Origin of the sequence: Polyangium mundeleinium (genome assembly GCF_028369105.1) — a bacterium.
Lineage (GTDB): Bacteria > Myxococcota_A > Polyangia > Polyangiales > Polyangiaceae > Polyangium > Polyangium mundeleinium.
Genome location: NZ_JAQNDO010000001.1, coordinates 10,071,976 through 10,086,253, shown reverse-complemented (window position 1 = coordinate 10,086,253; position 14,278 = coordinate 10,071,976). Strand labels below are relative to the sequence as shown.

The following is a 14,278-nucleotide window of genomic DNA, read 5'->3' as shown; positions in this document are numbered from 1 at the left end:
CAAGATACCTTGCCGCGTGGCGTCAGGGAAGCCGGTTCAGAAGCGCATCCGGCCTTCGAGCACGAGCACCGCGCCGCCCGCGAGGAGGACACGATCCCCTGCGAGCGTGCAGTCGAGCTCGCCCGTCCGCGCGCTCACCTGCCGCGCCTGGAGCCGCGTCCGGCCGAGCTTGGAGGCCCAGAGGGGCACGAGCGTGCAATGCAGGGATCCCGTCACGGGATCCTCGGGGACGCCCTTTGCCGGCGCGAAGAAGCGGGACACGAAATCGACGTCCGCGTCGATTCCGGTCCCTCGTGCGGTGACGCCCACCGCGAACGTGTCGAGCGCCGCGATTTTCGCCATGTCGGGCCGAAGCGCGCGGACGTCCTCGGCGCTGTCGTACACGGCCACGAGGTCACGCGCGGCAAAGGCCGCGGTCGGCCGCTTGCCGAGCGCCTCGGCGAGCGCGGAAGGTACGTGCGCGGGCGCGGGCGGGCGCGCGGGCAGGTCGATCGAGAGCAAGCCCTCGGCGCGCCGCACGACGAGCTCGCCGCTCCGCGTGTGGAACGAGACGAAAGGGAGGTCCGGCGCGAGGAGCTCGAGGACGACGTATCCGGCGGCGAGCGTCGCGTGGCCACAGAGGTCGACCTCGACCGAGGGCGTGAACCAGCGCAGCTCGTGGCGCTCGCCCTGGCGCACGAAAAACGCGGTCTCCGAGAGGTTGTTCTCCGCGGCGATCGCCTGGAGCGTCGCGTCCGGGAGCCACGCGGGCAGGGGACATACGGCGGCGGGGTTGCCGGCGAAGGGGCGGCGCGTGAAGGCATCGATCTGGTAGAGCGGGATCTCGGTCACGAGTCTCCTCCGAGACCGAGCTTTACCATGGCCGGGCTCAGCGCGTGCGTTTCACGGTGACATCGAACGTCGCCGCGGCAGCCGCCGGAGCGCTTGTCCAGGATCATGACCACGTCGGCCGCCGGAAGGGCGACCTCCAGGCCGGTTTGTCCGATATGCACCCCATCCACGGACGATTGCCCGGTGTCGAGGTCGATGGTCGTGCGATTGTAGTCGCCCTCGTCGAGCCTCGCGCCGAGGATACGGACGGTTCGGGGGGACGGGGCGGTGATCCGGATCGTCAACCAATCACATTCCCCGAGCGCGAGGGCAGGCGAAGGCGGGATTACGAGGACGGGCCGCGCCTCGGCGCGCGAATGATGAGGGAGGCGGCTCAGGTCGAGCACCTTCGCCGCGGTCCGAAACTCGCCATAGAGGTCGTGTTGTTCGACGAGGTCCCAGTACCAGAACATGGGCGTGCCGGCCTGATTGCGGAGCATGCCGGCATAAAGGGCGTCGCGGACGAAGGCCCGCAGGTTCACCCGCGCGGGGCGCGAGGGGCCGACCTCGCCGAAAAAGGCCGGCGCGCGGGTCGGGAGCCAGCCGAGGCGGGCGAAGAGGGTGATGGCGTCGGTGTACAGGTGCGGCTGGAGGAAGTCCATGGTGCGCCACGTCGACGCGGGCGCGAGGAGCGCGCTCGTGGTCACCGGGTGGCCGTAAGGATCGAGGGTTCGAAGGTAACGCGCCATTTCCTCGTGCCAGGCCGTGATGTCGGAGAATCGCCCGGCGAAGGAGGCGTCGGTCCACTCGACCTCGTTCCAGAGCTCCCAGGCAAAGAGCGACGGGGAATGCGAGAACCGGGCGACGGCGTGGCGGAGCCACATTTTCATGCGCCGCCGCGCCTCGGGATCCGTGAAGACGTCGGCCGCGTCCGCGAGAAATCCGCCGCGGGCCACGTTCCAGGGGTGATCGGGCCAGTTCGGATTGACGAAGGTGCTGAAGGATCCGTGGTTGAAGAGGACCATCTGCATCGAGATGCCGGCCTTCTCGCAGGCCTCGAAGAGGGCATCCCATTTCGCGAGCGCCGGCGGCCAGAGCCGATCCCGCGGCGCTCCAGGGTCGTTCACGGGCCAGAACGGGTTTTTCCCATCCCAGGAGCTCGCCCAGATGCGCGTCCACTGGATCCCGGCCGCGCCCATCCGCGCGAGCTGTTCGGCCATGGGCGGCATCTCGGGCATTTGCCAGCCGAGGTTGAAGCCGAGCGGATAATACGGCGTGCCGTCGTCCCACACGAACCGGTTCGGGTTCCGCCGGTCGACCCGGAGGAAGCCGCGCGGCAAACGTGTGTCAAGACGAACGACGTCGCTCCGGGCACGGGAAGGCTGGAGGACGCCATTGCGATAGAGGAGGGGTCGGTACGGCCCGGGGGCCTTCGCGACGAGGACGGCCTCGTAGGCGGAGGTCCCGTCGGGATAGGCGATCCGCTCGATCCGCTCGCCGTTTGCTCCGACGAAGACCACGCGAACGTCGTTTTCTTCGGGATCGTAGGGATTGCCTGGGAACTCCGCCTCGAAACGCGCGACGGCGGGGCCGTACCAGGTCGTGGGGAGGTCCACGACGGGATCGGCGAGGGCGGGCGGCGCGGCGACCATGGTCTCCGCGAACCGTAGGGCCCGCCCGTCCGGATCGAAAGTCGGGTTCTCGACGTTCAGCGATTCGCGACGAAGCCGAAGCTCGTGGCCTGGCCTGGCGCGAGGGTGGCGTTGTGCTCGGCGCCGACGAAATGGGTGGTGCCGTTCGTGACCGTGTAGCTCGCGTTCCAGATATTGGCGATCGTACCCTCGACCTGCATCGGGATGGACCAGGTAAGGGATTCTTTCCCGATGTTCGTGACCTGGATCGTGAGCTGATACCCGCTGCCCCAATCGCTGTCGACGGTCGTATCCACGACGTACGGGAGCGTGGGGCCGGGATCCCCGCCGCCCGAGGCGCCCGCGCCGCCAGCGCCGGTCGGATCACCGCCCGCGCCACCCGCGCCGCCCGTGCCCGAGGGATTGCCGGGGCCGCCGGGCTCCGGGGGATCGGCGACACGCTCGGTGAAATGCGAGGTGCGGGTGAGCGCGACGAGCAGGTCGAGGACGCGGAGGTTTCCTTTCTGGAACTCGTCCGCGACCTGGCTCGAAAGGCAAGCGAGCCGGCCTTCGTCGAGCTGGCCATACGCATACCGGAGCCACGAGCGCGCATAACAACCCTGCGCGTCGGGGCTCTCCGCGAGGACGGAGGCGAGCTCGGGGACGCCCACGAAGCTTCCCGTGGTGGCCGGGGCCGAGAGGATCTCGCCGGAGGCGTCGATCGGCAGGCCATTTTCGTCCGCGCGATATCGGCCAATGCCGTCGAAATGCTCGAAGGCGAAGCCGATGGGGTCGACGAGGTCGTGGCAGCTCCTGCAGAGCTCGACGGTGGTGTGCGCCGCGTAGCGCTCGCGGGTGCTCTTCGTGGGATCAATGGGCGGCGGCTCGGCGACGACGCCGGGCGGCGGCGGCGGCAAGGGCTGGCAAAACAGGCGTTCGCGGACGAGCTTGCCGCGATGCACGGGGGAGGAGCCGGCCGGTTTTCCGTGCGTGGCGAGGACGCTGCCTTGCGTGAGAATGCCGGCGCGGCCGGAGTCGCCGAGCTCGATCATGCCGAAATCGTTCTCGTCCGCCGCGCTCGCGGGCGCGGGCAAACCGTAAAAGGTCGCGAGCTTGGGGCTCACGAAGGTGTAGGGCGCATCGAGGAGCTCCGCGATCGTGCCTTCACCATTGCGGATCACGTGGCGCACGAACTGGCGCGTCTCCTCGATCATGGCGGCGCGGATGTCGGCGTTCCATTCGGGGTAGGTGGCGGAGTCCTTGGGCGCGGCGTCGAGCCGATCGAGCTCGAGCCAGGCAATGGCGAACCGCTCGAGGATCTCGTCGCTCCTCGGATCCTGGAGCAGGCGCTTGGCCTGGGCCTCGATCTGCTCCGGCGTCCCGAGTGCATTCGCGTCGGCCGCGGCGAAGAGCTCGTCGTCGGGCATGGTGCCCCAGAGCATGTAGGAGAGCTCGGTGGCGATCTCGTGGGGGGTCAAACGAACACGCCCGCCCTCGCTGGCGATGGAGTTGTCGCCGATCTCGGTGCGATAGAGGAAATGCGGCGACTGGAGCATGGCCGTGATCACGGCCTCGATGCCCTCGTTGAAGCCTTCCTTGGAGGCGATGGTCTGGTAGAGCGCGACGTACCGCTGGGCGTCTTCGGCGCTGAGCGGGCGGCGGAAGGCGCGCTTGCCGAACGTGTCGACGAACGTCTTCGCGCAGGCCTCGGGGCCCGCGGCGACGGGGTCGCACGGCAGGATGCTCGAAGGGTTCGTCAGGGCAAGTGTCGCGATCTCCTCGGCGGCGCGGCGGACCTGGTCGGCGAAGAGCGGGCTCACGCGGAGCGCGTCCTCGTTGTTGTCGAAGCCGCCGATGACGATGTCAGGGACGAAGGAGGCGCCCCATTGCGAGTCGATGCCAAAGAGCTCCGAGATCGTGGCGTCGTACTCGTGGCGGGTGAGGCGGCGCAGGACACGGGGCCCCGGCTGTACGGTGGTGCAAGCGGCGGAGGGCGCGGCGCAGCCTTCGCCGCGGGTCGTGCGCGTGACGAAGAGCGAGAGGGTCGCGTAATCGGGGGTGCCCTGCTCGAAAAGGGTGCCGCCGGGGTGGCCATTCGGGTGCTGGCCCGAGGGGCGCGAGAGGAGGACGGAGAGGCCTCCTTCCTGTTCGACGGCGAGCGCGCGGGCCACTTCGAGGTTCTTTTCGAGGGCGTCCGGCTCGCTCCGCGGCGTGAGGACGAGGCGGCTCTTGCCGGCCATGCCCGTCGCGCTGTGGCAGACGAAGCATTTCTTTTCGAGCAGGGGCTCGTAGACGTTGTTCTGGAAGAACGCGAGGTCGTCCGGACAACCGACGACGCCGGCCCCGGGTTTCCCATTCTCGTCTTCCCCGCCGAGGCAGCCGGCGAAGGCGGCCGTGAGGGCGAGGGCGCCCGTGATCCGGATCGAATTCGAGCGAAGGACAGTACGCAGCATGGCCATGGCTCCCACGTTGGTTCCAGGGGTTTTCACGCGAAGAGCTCCGGCAGGGGACCCGAGCCTTTTTGCGGGTCGCCGAAGGTCTGGTTGTCGAGGCCGAGGGCCTGGCAGACGGAGACGAGGAGGCGGTTGTGCGGCGCGCCGCCGAAGTTCAGATACCGGCCCGTGGAGAGGCCGCCGCCGCCCGCGAGGACGAACGGCACGGACTTGCAATCGTGGAGGCGGCTGTCGCCGAGCTCCTTGCACCAGAGGACGACGGTGGAATCGAGGAGCATGCCGCCCTGCGGATCGGCCGTGGTGGCGAGGCGTTCGAGGAGGTAGGCGAACTGCTCGGCATACCAGCGCTCGGTGGCGACGAACTCGGCGACGCCCTTCGAATTGCCGTCGTCGCTGTGGGAGAGGCCGTGGTGGCCCTCGGCGACGCCGAGCCAGCTCATGACGACAGGGCCGACGGTGTGGTTCCATTGCACGGAGGCGACGCGCGTCATGTCGCAGGCAAGCGCGAGGACGAGCAGATCCATCTGGGATTTGCCGATCGTGGGGAACGCGTCGTTGTTGTACGTGCCGACTGCGGGCGGGGCCGCAGGCGGGGCGCAGAGCGGGCCTTCGAGGCCGGATTCGATCTTCTTCAGCGATGCGAGGTGCTCGTCGAGTTTTTCGCGCTCGTGGGCGCCGACCTTGCCGCGCAAGGTGCCGAGCTCGCCGCGGAGCAGGTCGAGGATGCTCTTCTTGCGGGCGAGGGCCGCGTCGAGCTCGCCCGGGCTGCCGAGGGCGTCGCCGAACATGCGGGTGTAGACGCTCTTGGGGCTGTCGTCCGGCGGGACGAATTGCCCGGGGCCCGCATAAGAAATGCGGGTCTGGATGCCGCCGCCCCAGGCGCTCGTCTGTACGCCGAGCTCCAGCGAGGGGAATCGATCGTTCTGGCCGATGCGGGTGGCGACGTATTGATCGAGGCTCTTGCCCGCGGTCTCCGTGCCGAGGGTGCCGCCGCCGGTGAGCATGGCGGCCATGCCGGCTTCGTGGTTGTCGACGCCGTGGAAATCGAGGCCGTCGCACACGATGATGCGGCTTTTGTGCGCGGCGAGCGGCTCGAGGATGCTGCCCGCAGGGAAGGAGAAGTTCGCCCCGCTGCCGCTCGGGCGCCAGTGCTTGTGAATGGTGCCGTTGGGCGAGAAAAACACGACGAGGCGGCGGGCCGCCGTCGCGTTTTCGGCGCGAATGTCACGCTCGAGGAGGCCGAGGACGGGGGCGGCGACGAGGGCCGCGCCCATGCCCGTGAGGAAGCGTCGACGGTTCCAGTGCTTCATGCCCCGGCCCCATCGCAACGGGCATGCCGGGGCGCAGGATCATCAAAACGGCCGGGAAAGAAGGGCCAGGCGAGAGGGGGTGATCGGATCGTTCATGGGGGGGTGATCGGCGTGATCACGCGAGCGCGGGACGATCCCTCGAACGGGAGGGCGCCGCCGAGGAAGGCCGCGGCGCCGCCGGGGAGGGGGGCGATGGCGAAGGCGGTCGTGGGGGTTTTTCCGGGCGGACCCTTGGGGCGGGTGAACCACAAGAAGGTGGCAACGCCCAAGGAGACGACGGATACGCCGAGGGAGACGTTCGCGAGAATGAGCTTGGTGCGGACGGGGTCGACGAGGTCCGCGGTACAGCGCGGGGCGCAGGTGGCGTCGAGGTGGTCGTAATCGCTCTGCGCACTCACGGCGAGGCCGGCGAACGCGGCGCCGCCCGCGAGGGCCACGCCGCCGAGGACGAGGGGCGCGAGGGGAAGGGGGCGCGGCATAGGTGCGGCAGGCGTAGGCGTCTTCGGCGCGGGGGGCGCGGCGGCGACGAATCGGACGGAGAGGCGCCGGCGGTGTTCGCCTTCGCGGAGGACGATACGCTCCTCGACCGCGGGAGCCCCAGTCCACTCGTAGCGGAGGCGGTGCTCGCCCGGATCGAGCGAGATCGCCTTGCCGTCGAGGGACGAGGCGAGCACGTGTTCGCCTTCGAGGACGCGGACATCGGTGAGATCCTGGCCCGCGGGGCCACGCGCATCGAGGACGATCGAGGGGGTGCGTTCGTCGAGGTCGGCGAGCCAGTCGGCGCAGTCCTTGCGGACGATGGCAGGACAGGCCTCGGCGGCGCAAGCGAGGAAGCGCTCGCGGGCCGCGAGGAGCTTGCCCTGGTCGCGGAGCTCCTGGCCTTGCTCGGAGGCGTCGGCGCAGGCCTGTTTTTGCGCGGCGGGATCCCCCGGGGGCGTGGCCGCCGCGGCGCGCGGGGAGGCCCCGAGCAGGCCCGCGAGGGCAAAGGCGAAGAGGAAAAGGGGCGCTTGGGAGAGACGCATGGCGCGAGGTCGGCGACGCGGGAGCCTTCTTACCTACCGCTCGTGCTTGCGCGCGTCGAGCCTTCCGCGAAGCGCGCCGCGCGGAAGGTGGAAAGCACGGCCCGCGCACGAATCCGCGCGCGCAAAACCTTGCCGCCTTGGAGGTGCCGCCACATGGAGAGGAACCAAACCCGAGACCCGAGGAGGGGTGATGACGAGCGAAGGCGAAGGCACGCGGGATAGGACGGCTCCACCGGAGCCTTCGGTGTTTCACCATGCGTATGAGGAGGGCGTGCACGCGCCCTGGGACATCGGCCGGCCCCAAGCGGACCTCGTGGCGCTGGCGGAGGCTGGAGGGTTCCGCGGCGACGTGCTCGATGTGGGCTGCGGGCCCGGCGACAACGCAATTTTCGTCGCGGCGCGCGGGCACGCGGTGACGGGGCTCGACCTGGTGGAGAATGCGCTCGCGAAGGCCCGGACGCGCGCGCAGCAGAGCGGCGTGTCGGTGCATTTCGTGCGGGGCAATGCGCTGGAGCTCGGGATGCTCGGGCGGACGTTCGATACGGTGCTGGATTCGGGGCTGCTCCACGTGTTCGGGAGCGGAATGCGGGCGCAATACGTGGCGAGCCTTGCGCACGTGGTTCGTCCGGGCAGCATGTATCACGCGCTCGTATGGAGCGATCGGGAGCCGGGCGCGGAGGGGCCGAGGCGGCTCTCGGAGGCGGACTTGCGGGCGGCGTTCGCGTCGGGCTGGAAGGTGCGGGAGATTCGGCCGGCGCGGTACGAGCACATGCTCGGCGGCAAGGGATACGCGGAGGCGTGGCGCGTGTCGATCGAGCGGACGGAGTAATCGATTTTCGGCGGCCCCGAGCCGTGCATTGCGTGGCGGGGGCGGTCTCGGGTAGTCTCGCCCTCGCCATGACGAACCCCTTCACCCAGGTCTCGACGAACCGCTCTTTCGGCGGCCACCAGAAGGTGCTGCGGCACGAATCGCGCGCGCTCGGCTGCAGCATGAACGTGGGCGTCTACCTGCCCCCGCAGGCCGAGTCCGGGCGTTGCCCCGTGCTCTACTGGCTCTCCGGGCTCACGTGCACGGAGCAGAACTTCGTGACGAAGGCGGGCGTGCAGGAGCACGCGGCGCGGCACGGGATCATCGTGGTCGCGCCGGACACGAGCCCGCGCGGCGAGGGCGTGGCGGACGATCCGGCCTACGACCTCGGGCAAGGCGCCGGGTTTTACGTGGACGCGACGGAGGCGCCCTGGGCGAAGCATTATCGAATGCACGAATACGTGGCGGAGGAGCTGCCGGGGCTCGTGGAGGCGCACCTGCCGGCGCTCTCGGACCGGCGCGGGATCTTCGGGCATTCGATGGGCGGGCACGGCGCGCTGGTGCTCGCGCTGAAGCATCCGGGGCGATATCGATCGGTGTCGGCGTTTTCGCCGATCGTGGCGCCGAGCCGGGTGCCCTGGGGCGAAAAAGCGTTTTCCGCGTACCTCGGCGCGGACCGGGAGGCGTGGAAGGCGTGGGACGCGACGGAGCTCGTGCGCGAGGCGAAGGAACGGCTGCCGATCCTGATCGATCAGGGCGACGCGGATCAATTCCTCACGCGGGAATTGCAGCCGGAGCTGCTGCGCGCTGCGTGCGAGGCCGCGGGGCATCCGCTGACGTTGCGGATGCAGCCGGGGTACGACCACAGCTATTATTTCATTGCGACGTTCATGCGCGACCACGTGGAGCACCACGCGGCGGCCTTGCGCTAGCGCCTCGGATCCACCTGTTTGCCGCGGGCGCGGCGGAGGACCTCTTCGGCCACGAAGGCGGCGACCATCGAAGGCTTCGTGCCCGGGCCGAAGCCGCCTTCGTAGCCGAGCTCCAGCGCGAGCTTGTTGTCGATGCGCGGGCCGCCGAGCAGCAGCAGGAACTTGTCACGGACGCCCTGCTTGTTCAGGAGATCGATGAGCGCCGCCGCGTTCTCTTTATGGCAGTTGCGCTGCGTGATGACCTGCGAGACGAGGATCGCGTCGGCCCCGAGCGCCTTGGCGCGCTCGGCGAGCTCGACGTTCTCGACCTGCGCGCCGAGGTTGTGCGCGTCGAAGCACTTGTAGCTTTCGAGGCCCTTTTCCCCGGCAAACCCCTTGTAATTGAGGATCGCGTCGATCCCGACGGTATGCGCGTCCGAGCCGGTGCACGCGCCGACGACGACGATCTTGCGGCCGAGCTCCTTGCCCATGGCCTCGACCTGCTCGCGGGAGAGCGGCTTCGCGGCGAGCTCGGCGACGTCGATGGTGTCGACGTCGATCTGGTGCGCCGAATGCCCGTAGGCCACGAAATACGTGTGCTGCTGCGAGCATTGCTCCATCGTGGTGACGAGCGGGTCTTTCAGGCCGTGGGCCTCGGCGAAGCGCTTCGCCGCCTCCCGCGCGCGATCCCCGGGCAGGATCGCGAGCGTGAAGGTCATCTGCACCATCCCGTCGCCTTCACGGTCCCCGTAAGCGCGTAGCCATTTCGCCATGGTCAGCGGCCTCCTTCGAGCTCGTCGAGGATCGGGTTCAAATACTCGGGGTCACGCGCCGCCACGCCGGCGTGGCCCTTGCCGCCCGTGCGCCTGCGCTTCACGTCGCCGAACGCGCCCCCGCCAATCGCGTCCCAGATGCCGTCGCCCTTCACCTGGACCAGGAGCTCGTGCGCCTTGTGCAGGACCTCCTTCGCGCGCCGCTCCACGATGCCGCCGGGCTTCCACTGGATCTCGTCGCCGAGGTGCTTCGCCGTGCCGAAGATGTATTTCGCGCTTTTCAGTGCGAGATACCGATCCATGAGCAGGGGCGTGTGGATCGCCTCGCTGAACATGCCGAGGAGCTCGATCGATTGGTGCGTCATGACGCCCGCGAGGTTGAACATCGCGTCGTGCACGTGGCTGTGGAAGACGTCGCCCGTCTTGAATTTCGTGGGCGGCATCCATTTGATGGGATGCTTGTCGAAGATCTGCCGGACGAGCTGCGCCTGCGCGACCTCGAAGAGGAAGCTGTCCTCGAGCCAGGGGTCGATCTCGAACGCGTGGCCGAGGCCCATCTGATCGTCCGAGAGCCCCGCGCGCCGCGCGAATGCCTCGTTGATGAACTGCGAGGCGAGCACGGTGTGCGCCTTCTCCACCGCGTCGGCCGTCGTGAGGTAGTTGTCCTCGCCCGTGTTGATGACGATCCCGCTGCGGGCCACGATGCGGCGCGAGAAGTATTGATCGACGAACGTCCGCTCCATGTTGATGTCGCGGAAGAGGATGCCGTACATCGCGTCGTTGAGGAGCATGTCGAGCCGCTCGACCGCCGCCATCCACGCGATCTCGCTCATGCACAGGCCCGAAGAGTAGTTCGTCTGGGCGAGGTATTTGCCCGTCTCGTCGCTCGCCTCGTCCGCGGCCTTGCGGATGATGCGGAAGTTCTCCTGCGTGGCGTACGTCCCGCCATATCCCTCGGTCGTCGGGCCCTCGGGGACGTAATCGAGGAGCGATTGCGCCGTCGCGCGGATGACCGCGACGATGTCGGCTCCCGCGAAGCGCGCGGCCTTGGCCTGGACCGCGTCGTCGTAGATGTTGCCGGTCGCGACGATGACGTATTTGAGCGGGAGCTCGGCCGCAGGGAAGCGGGCCTTGAACCGCTCGCGCGCGCTGCGGGCCTCGTCGATGCGGGCGATCGCCTTCTGCGTTTCGAGCTCCAGGGCGCCGAGGCATTCGTGCGTCGTGGGGCCGCCCTCGACGTCGAGCGAGGCGCCGCCGTAGGCGATTTGCTCGGCGGCCTCCTGCGCGGAGCTCGCGCCTTCGAGGAGCGCGCGTCCGAGGAAGTAGGCGACGCCGCGGCCCGTGTGCCCCGCCTTGTGGATGCGGTCGACGAGCGCGTTCGCGAGCGGCGTGCCCTCGGGATCCGCCCCCGTGACGCCATAGGCGCGCGCGACCGTGCGCTCGATGCCGACGGTCGTGTGGCGGTCGATGAAGCGCTGGACGTCGTCGGCGATCGCGGCCGCCGCAGCGCGGCACGCGTCGACGGTCGCGTGATCGAGGGGGACCTTGGCCATGGCGCTCGGAAATGGCGCGGATGGGTCCGATTGTCAACGACGAGGGTTCGGCCGGAGAGCCGCGCCCGAGCGCGTGATCCGAGGCCTCATCGAGCGAGCGGCGCGATGGTAAACTCACGCCGTGCACGTCTCCGCGTCCCCTCCGCTCGCCGTGGCGAAGCTCGTCTGGCAGCCGCGCCCCGACGCCTTCGTGATGACGGTCGTCTGCAAGGCGACGTACGCGCTGCGAAACGGGCCGTGCGAGCTCGTCGGGTTGCCCGACGCGCCGCAGACGATGGACATCTACTGGCAGGACGGTTCGCCGCGCAGCCTCCGCTTGCCGAATGATCTCGCGCCGTTCAAGCGGCACGTGGACGTGATGGTCGTGGGGCACGCATGGGCGCCCCAGGGCCAGGCCGTGCCGTCGCTCGTCGCGCGGCTCGCGGTCGGGTCCCTGAACAAGGCGCTCGTGGTGTACGGCGACCGCTACTGGTTGCCGGAGGGCAGGCTCTCGGATGCCGTGCCGTTCACGCGGATGCCCCTGCGCTGGATGCGGGCAGCGGGCGGGCCGAGGTCGTGGAACCCCGTGGGGATCCCGCCGAGCATGGACGCGAACGCGCCGGGGCATCCGCCGAATTTCGAGCCGGTGAGCCACGTGTTGCGAAGCCCGACGCAGGAGGTCCCGCCCGTGGGTCTCGGGCCGATCGCGGCGCGCTGGCCGACACGCGTGGAGCACCTGCGCGCGCACCGGAGCACGTGGCCCCACGAGGGGTGGCACGAGCGGCCGTTGCCCGCGGGCGTGGATGCGTCGTACTGGAACGCGGCCCCGAAGGACCAGCAGATCACCGAGCTGCCGGCGCAAGCGCAGATCCTCCTCGAACACCTGAATCCCGAGCAGCCGCGGATGATCGCGTTGGTCGAGGACGTGCGGCCACGGGCGATGGTGACGCGGAGCGGGAGCAGCCCGCAGGAAGTGTGGCTGCGCGCGGATACGCTGCTCATCGATACGGATCGAGGGGTCTGCAGCGTGACGTGGCGCGCGGCGGTGCCGCTGCGGCACGCGAAGGAAGAAGGGGTCGTGGTCGTCGCGCCGACGCGGGGGATCGGGGCGTTGCGTGTCGCGCCGGCCCAGGCGACGCCGGAGCGGGGGCCCACCTCGCGCACGATGACCATGCCCGCCCTGGGCGCGCCTCGGAACCCTGCGGCCGCGGTTCCGTTCGTGCCGTCGAGCGCCCCTGTCGTGCCGCCGCCCGCGCCGCGCCGCGAGCGTCCGCCGCTCTCGTTCGCGCGGGACGACGACGAGGTGACGCCCACCGGGAACGTGGGCAAACCCGAGGGGTTCGAGACCCTGCCGTTCCAGCGATCCCCGCTGCGCCAGGCGCCGACGAGCAGCCCCGCGCCCGCGTCCGCGTCCGCGCCGGCCCCTGCGCCGCCGCCGATGGATCCCGACGATGACGGGACGCAGACGCTCGTGCCCCCGGTGAGGCCCGCGGCCGCTGCGACGCTGCCGTTCGTCGCGTCTGGCATGATCGCGCCGGGCGACGACGGGACCGGGACGCTCCTCCCCGGTCGCCAAGCCGCGCCGTCGGCGTTGCCTTTCCGCGCCCCGGAGCCGGCCGCCGCCGCGGAGGAACCCGAGCCGGCGACCGAGCGGAAGCCGAAGCTTCAGCCCGATGCTGCGCTGCCGTTCGGCAACCCAACCCCTGCGGCCTCCCCGCTGCTCGTGCCTTCCGGGGGAGGCGTCGTGCCTTCGGAAGGCGGGAGCACGCATTTGGCGGGTGGGAGCACGCATTTGGCGGGCGGCGGCATGCATTTGGCGGGCGGCGGCATGCATTTGGCGGGCGGCGGCATGCATTTGGCGGGCGGCGGCATGCATTTGGGGGGCGGCGTCGCGCCTTCGGCGGGAGGCATCGTGCCCTCGGCGGGAGGCATCGTGCCCTCGGCGGGAGGCATCGTGCCCTCGGCGGGAGGCATCGTGCCCTCGGCGGGAGGCATCGTGCCCTTGGCGGGAAGCATCGTGCCCTTGGCGGGAAGCATCGTGCCCTTGGCGGGAGGCATCGTGCCCTCGGCGGGAAGCGTCGTGCCCTCGGCGGGAGGCATCGTGCCCTCGGCGGGAGGCATCGTGCCCTCGGCGGGAGGCATCGTGCCCTCGGTGGGAGGCATCGTGCCCTCGGCGGGAGGCGTCGGCGCCGCGCGCGGCGAGCTCTCGGTCGAGCGGTACGCGCGTATCAAGGTCGACCTGTGGGGGGCGCAGGCGGCCCTCCACGAGGTGCTCTCGCGGTACGGGATCGACGAGGTCGCGTGGCGGGTGCACGAGCGGCAGCAAGCGGAGGCGCTCGCGGGGGAGGCGCGGGAAGGCCGATGTGATCTCGCGCTCGCTCTCTGCGCCGCGTTCGAGGCCGCGAAGGCGCCGGGCGTCGCGCCGCCGCCCCTCGGCGGGATCGCCTGACGTCGGCAGGCGCGAGGAAGCGATCCGAAGGCGCCGCGGATTCGTATAGAATCCGAGGTCTCTGGAGGAGCCATGAAGCGTGCAACCAACGTGCGCGGGATCGAAGCAGCAGCGGCGAAACGGGGGCCGCGGCTCCAGCCCGTGCCGGGACCAGCCCCGCGACCCGCGTTGTTCACGGCCGAGGTCCACAAGGTCCGCGAAGACGGCGTGATGCTCGGCATCGGCGCCAAGGTCGTGCCCGCGAAGCTCGATCCGTCGGTCCATCCGACGGTCGTGGAAGGCGCCTGCGCGCGGCACGAGCGTGTGCTCGTCGAGGAGCAGGAGGGTGGTGAGCTCCTGGTGATCGGCGCGCTGCGCACGCAGCCGACGCCCGGCGTGGACGCCGCCGAGAGTTACACGATCAAGGCGAAGCGCATCTCGCTCGACGCCGGCGAAGAGCTCTCGCTCTCGGCGCAGACGGCCGCCGTGGTGCTGCGCGCGATCGGCGAGGTCGAGACGTACGCCGAGCGGATCCTCTCGCGCGCCGAGGGCGTGCACAAGATCGTCGGGCGCATGCTGCGCCTCAACTAGCTCCCTGCG

Annotated in this window: 11 protein-coding genes; 4 read left to right on the top strand and 7 right to left on the bottom strand. The window is 70.0% G+C overall.

Going from position 1 to position 14,278, the window contains the following annotated elements; all coding sequences use genetic code 11:
- Window positions 1-36: 36 nt before the first annotated feature.
- The 5 genes from POL67_RS39775 to POL67_RS39755 all read right to left on the bottom strand — a co-directional run bounded on the left by POL67_RS39775 (window position 37) and on the right by POL67_RS39755 (window position 7,226).
- Complete coding sequence (locus tag POL67_RS39775; RefSeq protein ID WP_271926034.1) at window positions 37-831, bottom strand: PhzF family phenazine biosynthesis protein; 795 nt, start codon at window positions 829-831, stop codon at window positions 37-39.
- Window positions 828-2,462, bottom strand: a complete 1,635-nt coding sequence (locus POL67_RS39770) for a glycoside hydrolase 5 family protein (protein WP_271926033.1) — start codon at window positions 2,460-2,462, stop codon at window positions 828-830. Before POL67_RS39770 ends, POL67_RS39775 begins: the two co-directional genes overlap by 4 nt.
- A 56-nt stretch (window positions 2,463-2,518) precedes the next feature.
- On the bottom strand, window positions 2,519-4,894 hold the full coding sequence (locus tag POL67_RS39765; protein WP_271926032.1) for a DUF1592 domain-containing protein: 2,376 nt from the start codon (window positions 4,892-4,894) through the stop codon (window positions 2,519-2,521).
- A gap of 32 nt (window positions 4,895-4,926) precedes the next feature.
- Complete coding sequence (locus POL67_RS39760; protein WP_271926030.1) at window positions 4,927-6,204, bottom strand: DUF1552 domain-containing protein; 1,278 nt, start codon at window positions 6,202-6,204, stop codon at window positions 4,927-4,929.
- A 92-nt stretch (window positions 6,205-6,296) separates the two neighbouring features.
- Complete coding sequence (locus POL67_RS39755; protein ID WP_271926029.1) at window positions 6,297-7,226, bottom strand: hypothetical protein; 930 nt, start codon at window positions 7,224-7,226, stop codon at window positions 6,297-6,299.
- A 271-nt stretch (window positions 7,227-7,497) separates the two neighbouring features.
- Between POL67_RS39755 and POL67_RS39750 the strand changes: the two genes are divergently transcribed.
- Both POL67_RS39750 and fghA read left to right on the top strand, forming a co-directional pair.
- Complete coding sequence (locus POL67_RS39750) at window positions 7,498-8,055, top strand: class I SAM-dependent methyltransferase (RefSeq protein ID WP_271926028.1); 558 nt, start codon at window positions 7,498-7,500, stop codon at window positions 8,053-8,055.
- Between the two features lie 68 nt (window positions 8,056-8,123).
- Window positions 8,124-8,966 carry an S-formylglutathione hydrolase gene (fghA, locus tag POL67_RS39745; RefSeq protein ID WP_271926027.1) on the top strand — a complete coding sequence of 281 codons (843 nt, stop codon included), beginning with the start codon at window positions 8,124-8,126 and terminating at the stop codon, window positions 8,964-8,966.
- On the opposite strand, the gene kamE is transcribed toward fghA, so the two are convergent.
- Both kamE and kamD read right to left on the bottom strand, forming a co-directional pair.
- Complete coding sequence (kamE, locus tag POL67_RS39740; RefSeq protein WP_271926026.1) at window positions 8,963-9,718, bottom strand: lysine 5,6-aminomutase subunit beta; 756 nt, start codon at window positions 9,716-9,718, stop codon at window positions 8,963-8,965. The two genes, fghA and kamE, sit on opposite strands and share 4 nt — an antisense overlap.
- A gap of 2 nt (window positions 9,719-9,720) precedes the next feature.
- Window positions 9,721-11,271: a lysine 5,6-aminomutase subunit alpha gene (gene kamD / locus POL67_RS39735; protein WP_271926024.1), complete on the bottom strand. Its 1,551-nt coding sequence runs from the start codon at window positions 11,269-11,271 to the stop codon at window positions 9,721-9,723.
- 121 nt (window positions 11,272-11,392) lie between these two features.
- Here kamD and POL67_RS39730 point away from each other — a divergent pair, with 121 nt between their 5' ends.
- Window positions 11,393-13,699, top strand: coding sequence for a DUF2169 family type VI secretion system accessory protein (locus POL67_RS39730; RefSeq protein ID WP_271926023.1), 2,307 nt, complete (start codon window positions 11,393-11,395; stop codon window positions 13,697-13,699).
- A gap of 72 nt (window positions 13,700-13,771) precedes the next feature.
- The gene (locus POL67_RS39725) at window positions 13,772-14,269 is read left to right on the top strand and encodes a hypothetical protein (protein WP_136971408.1); all 498 of its coding nucleotides are present in this window, start codon (window positions 13,772-13,774) and stop codon (window positions 14,267-14,269) included.
- The last annotated feature ends 9 nt before the right edge of the window (window positions 14,270-14,278 follow it).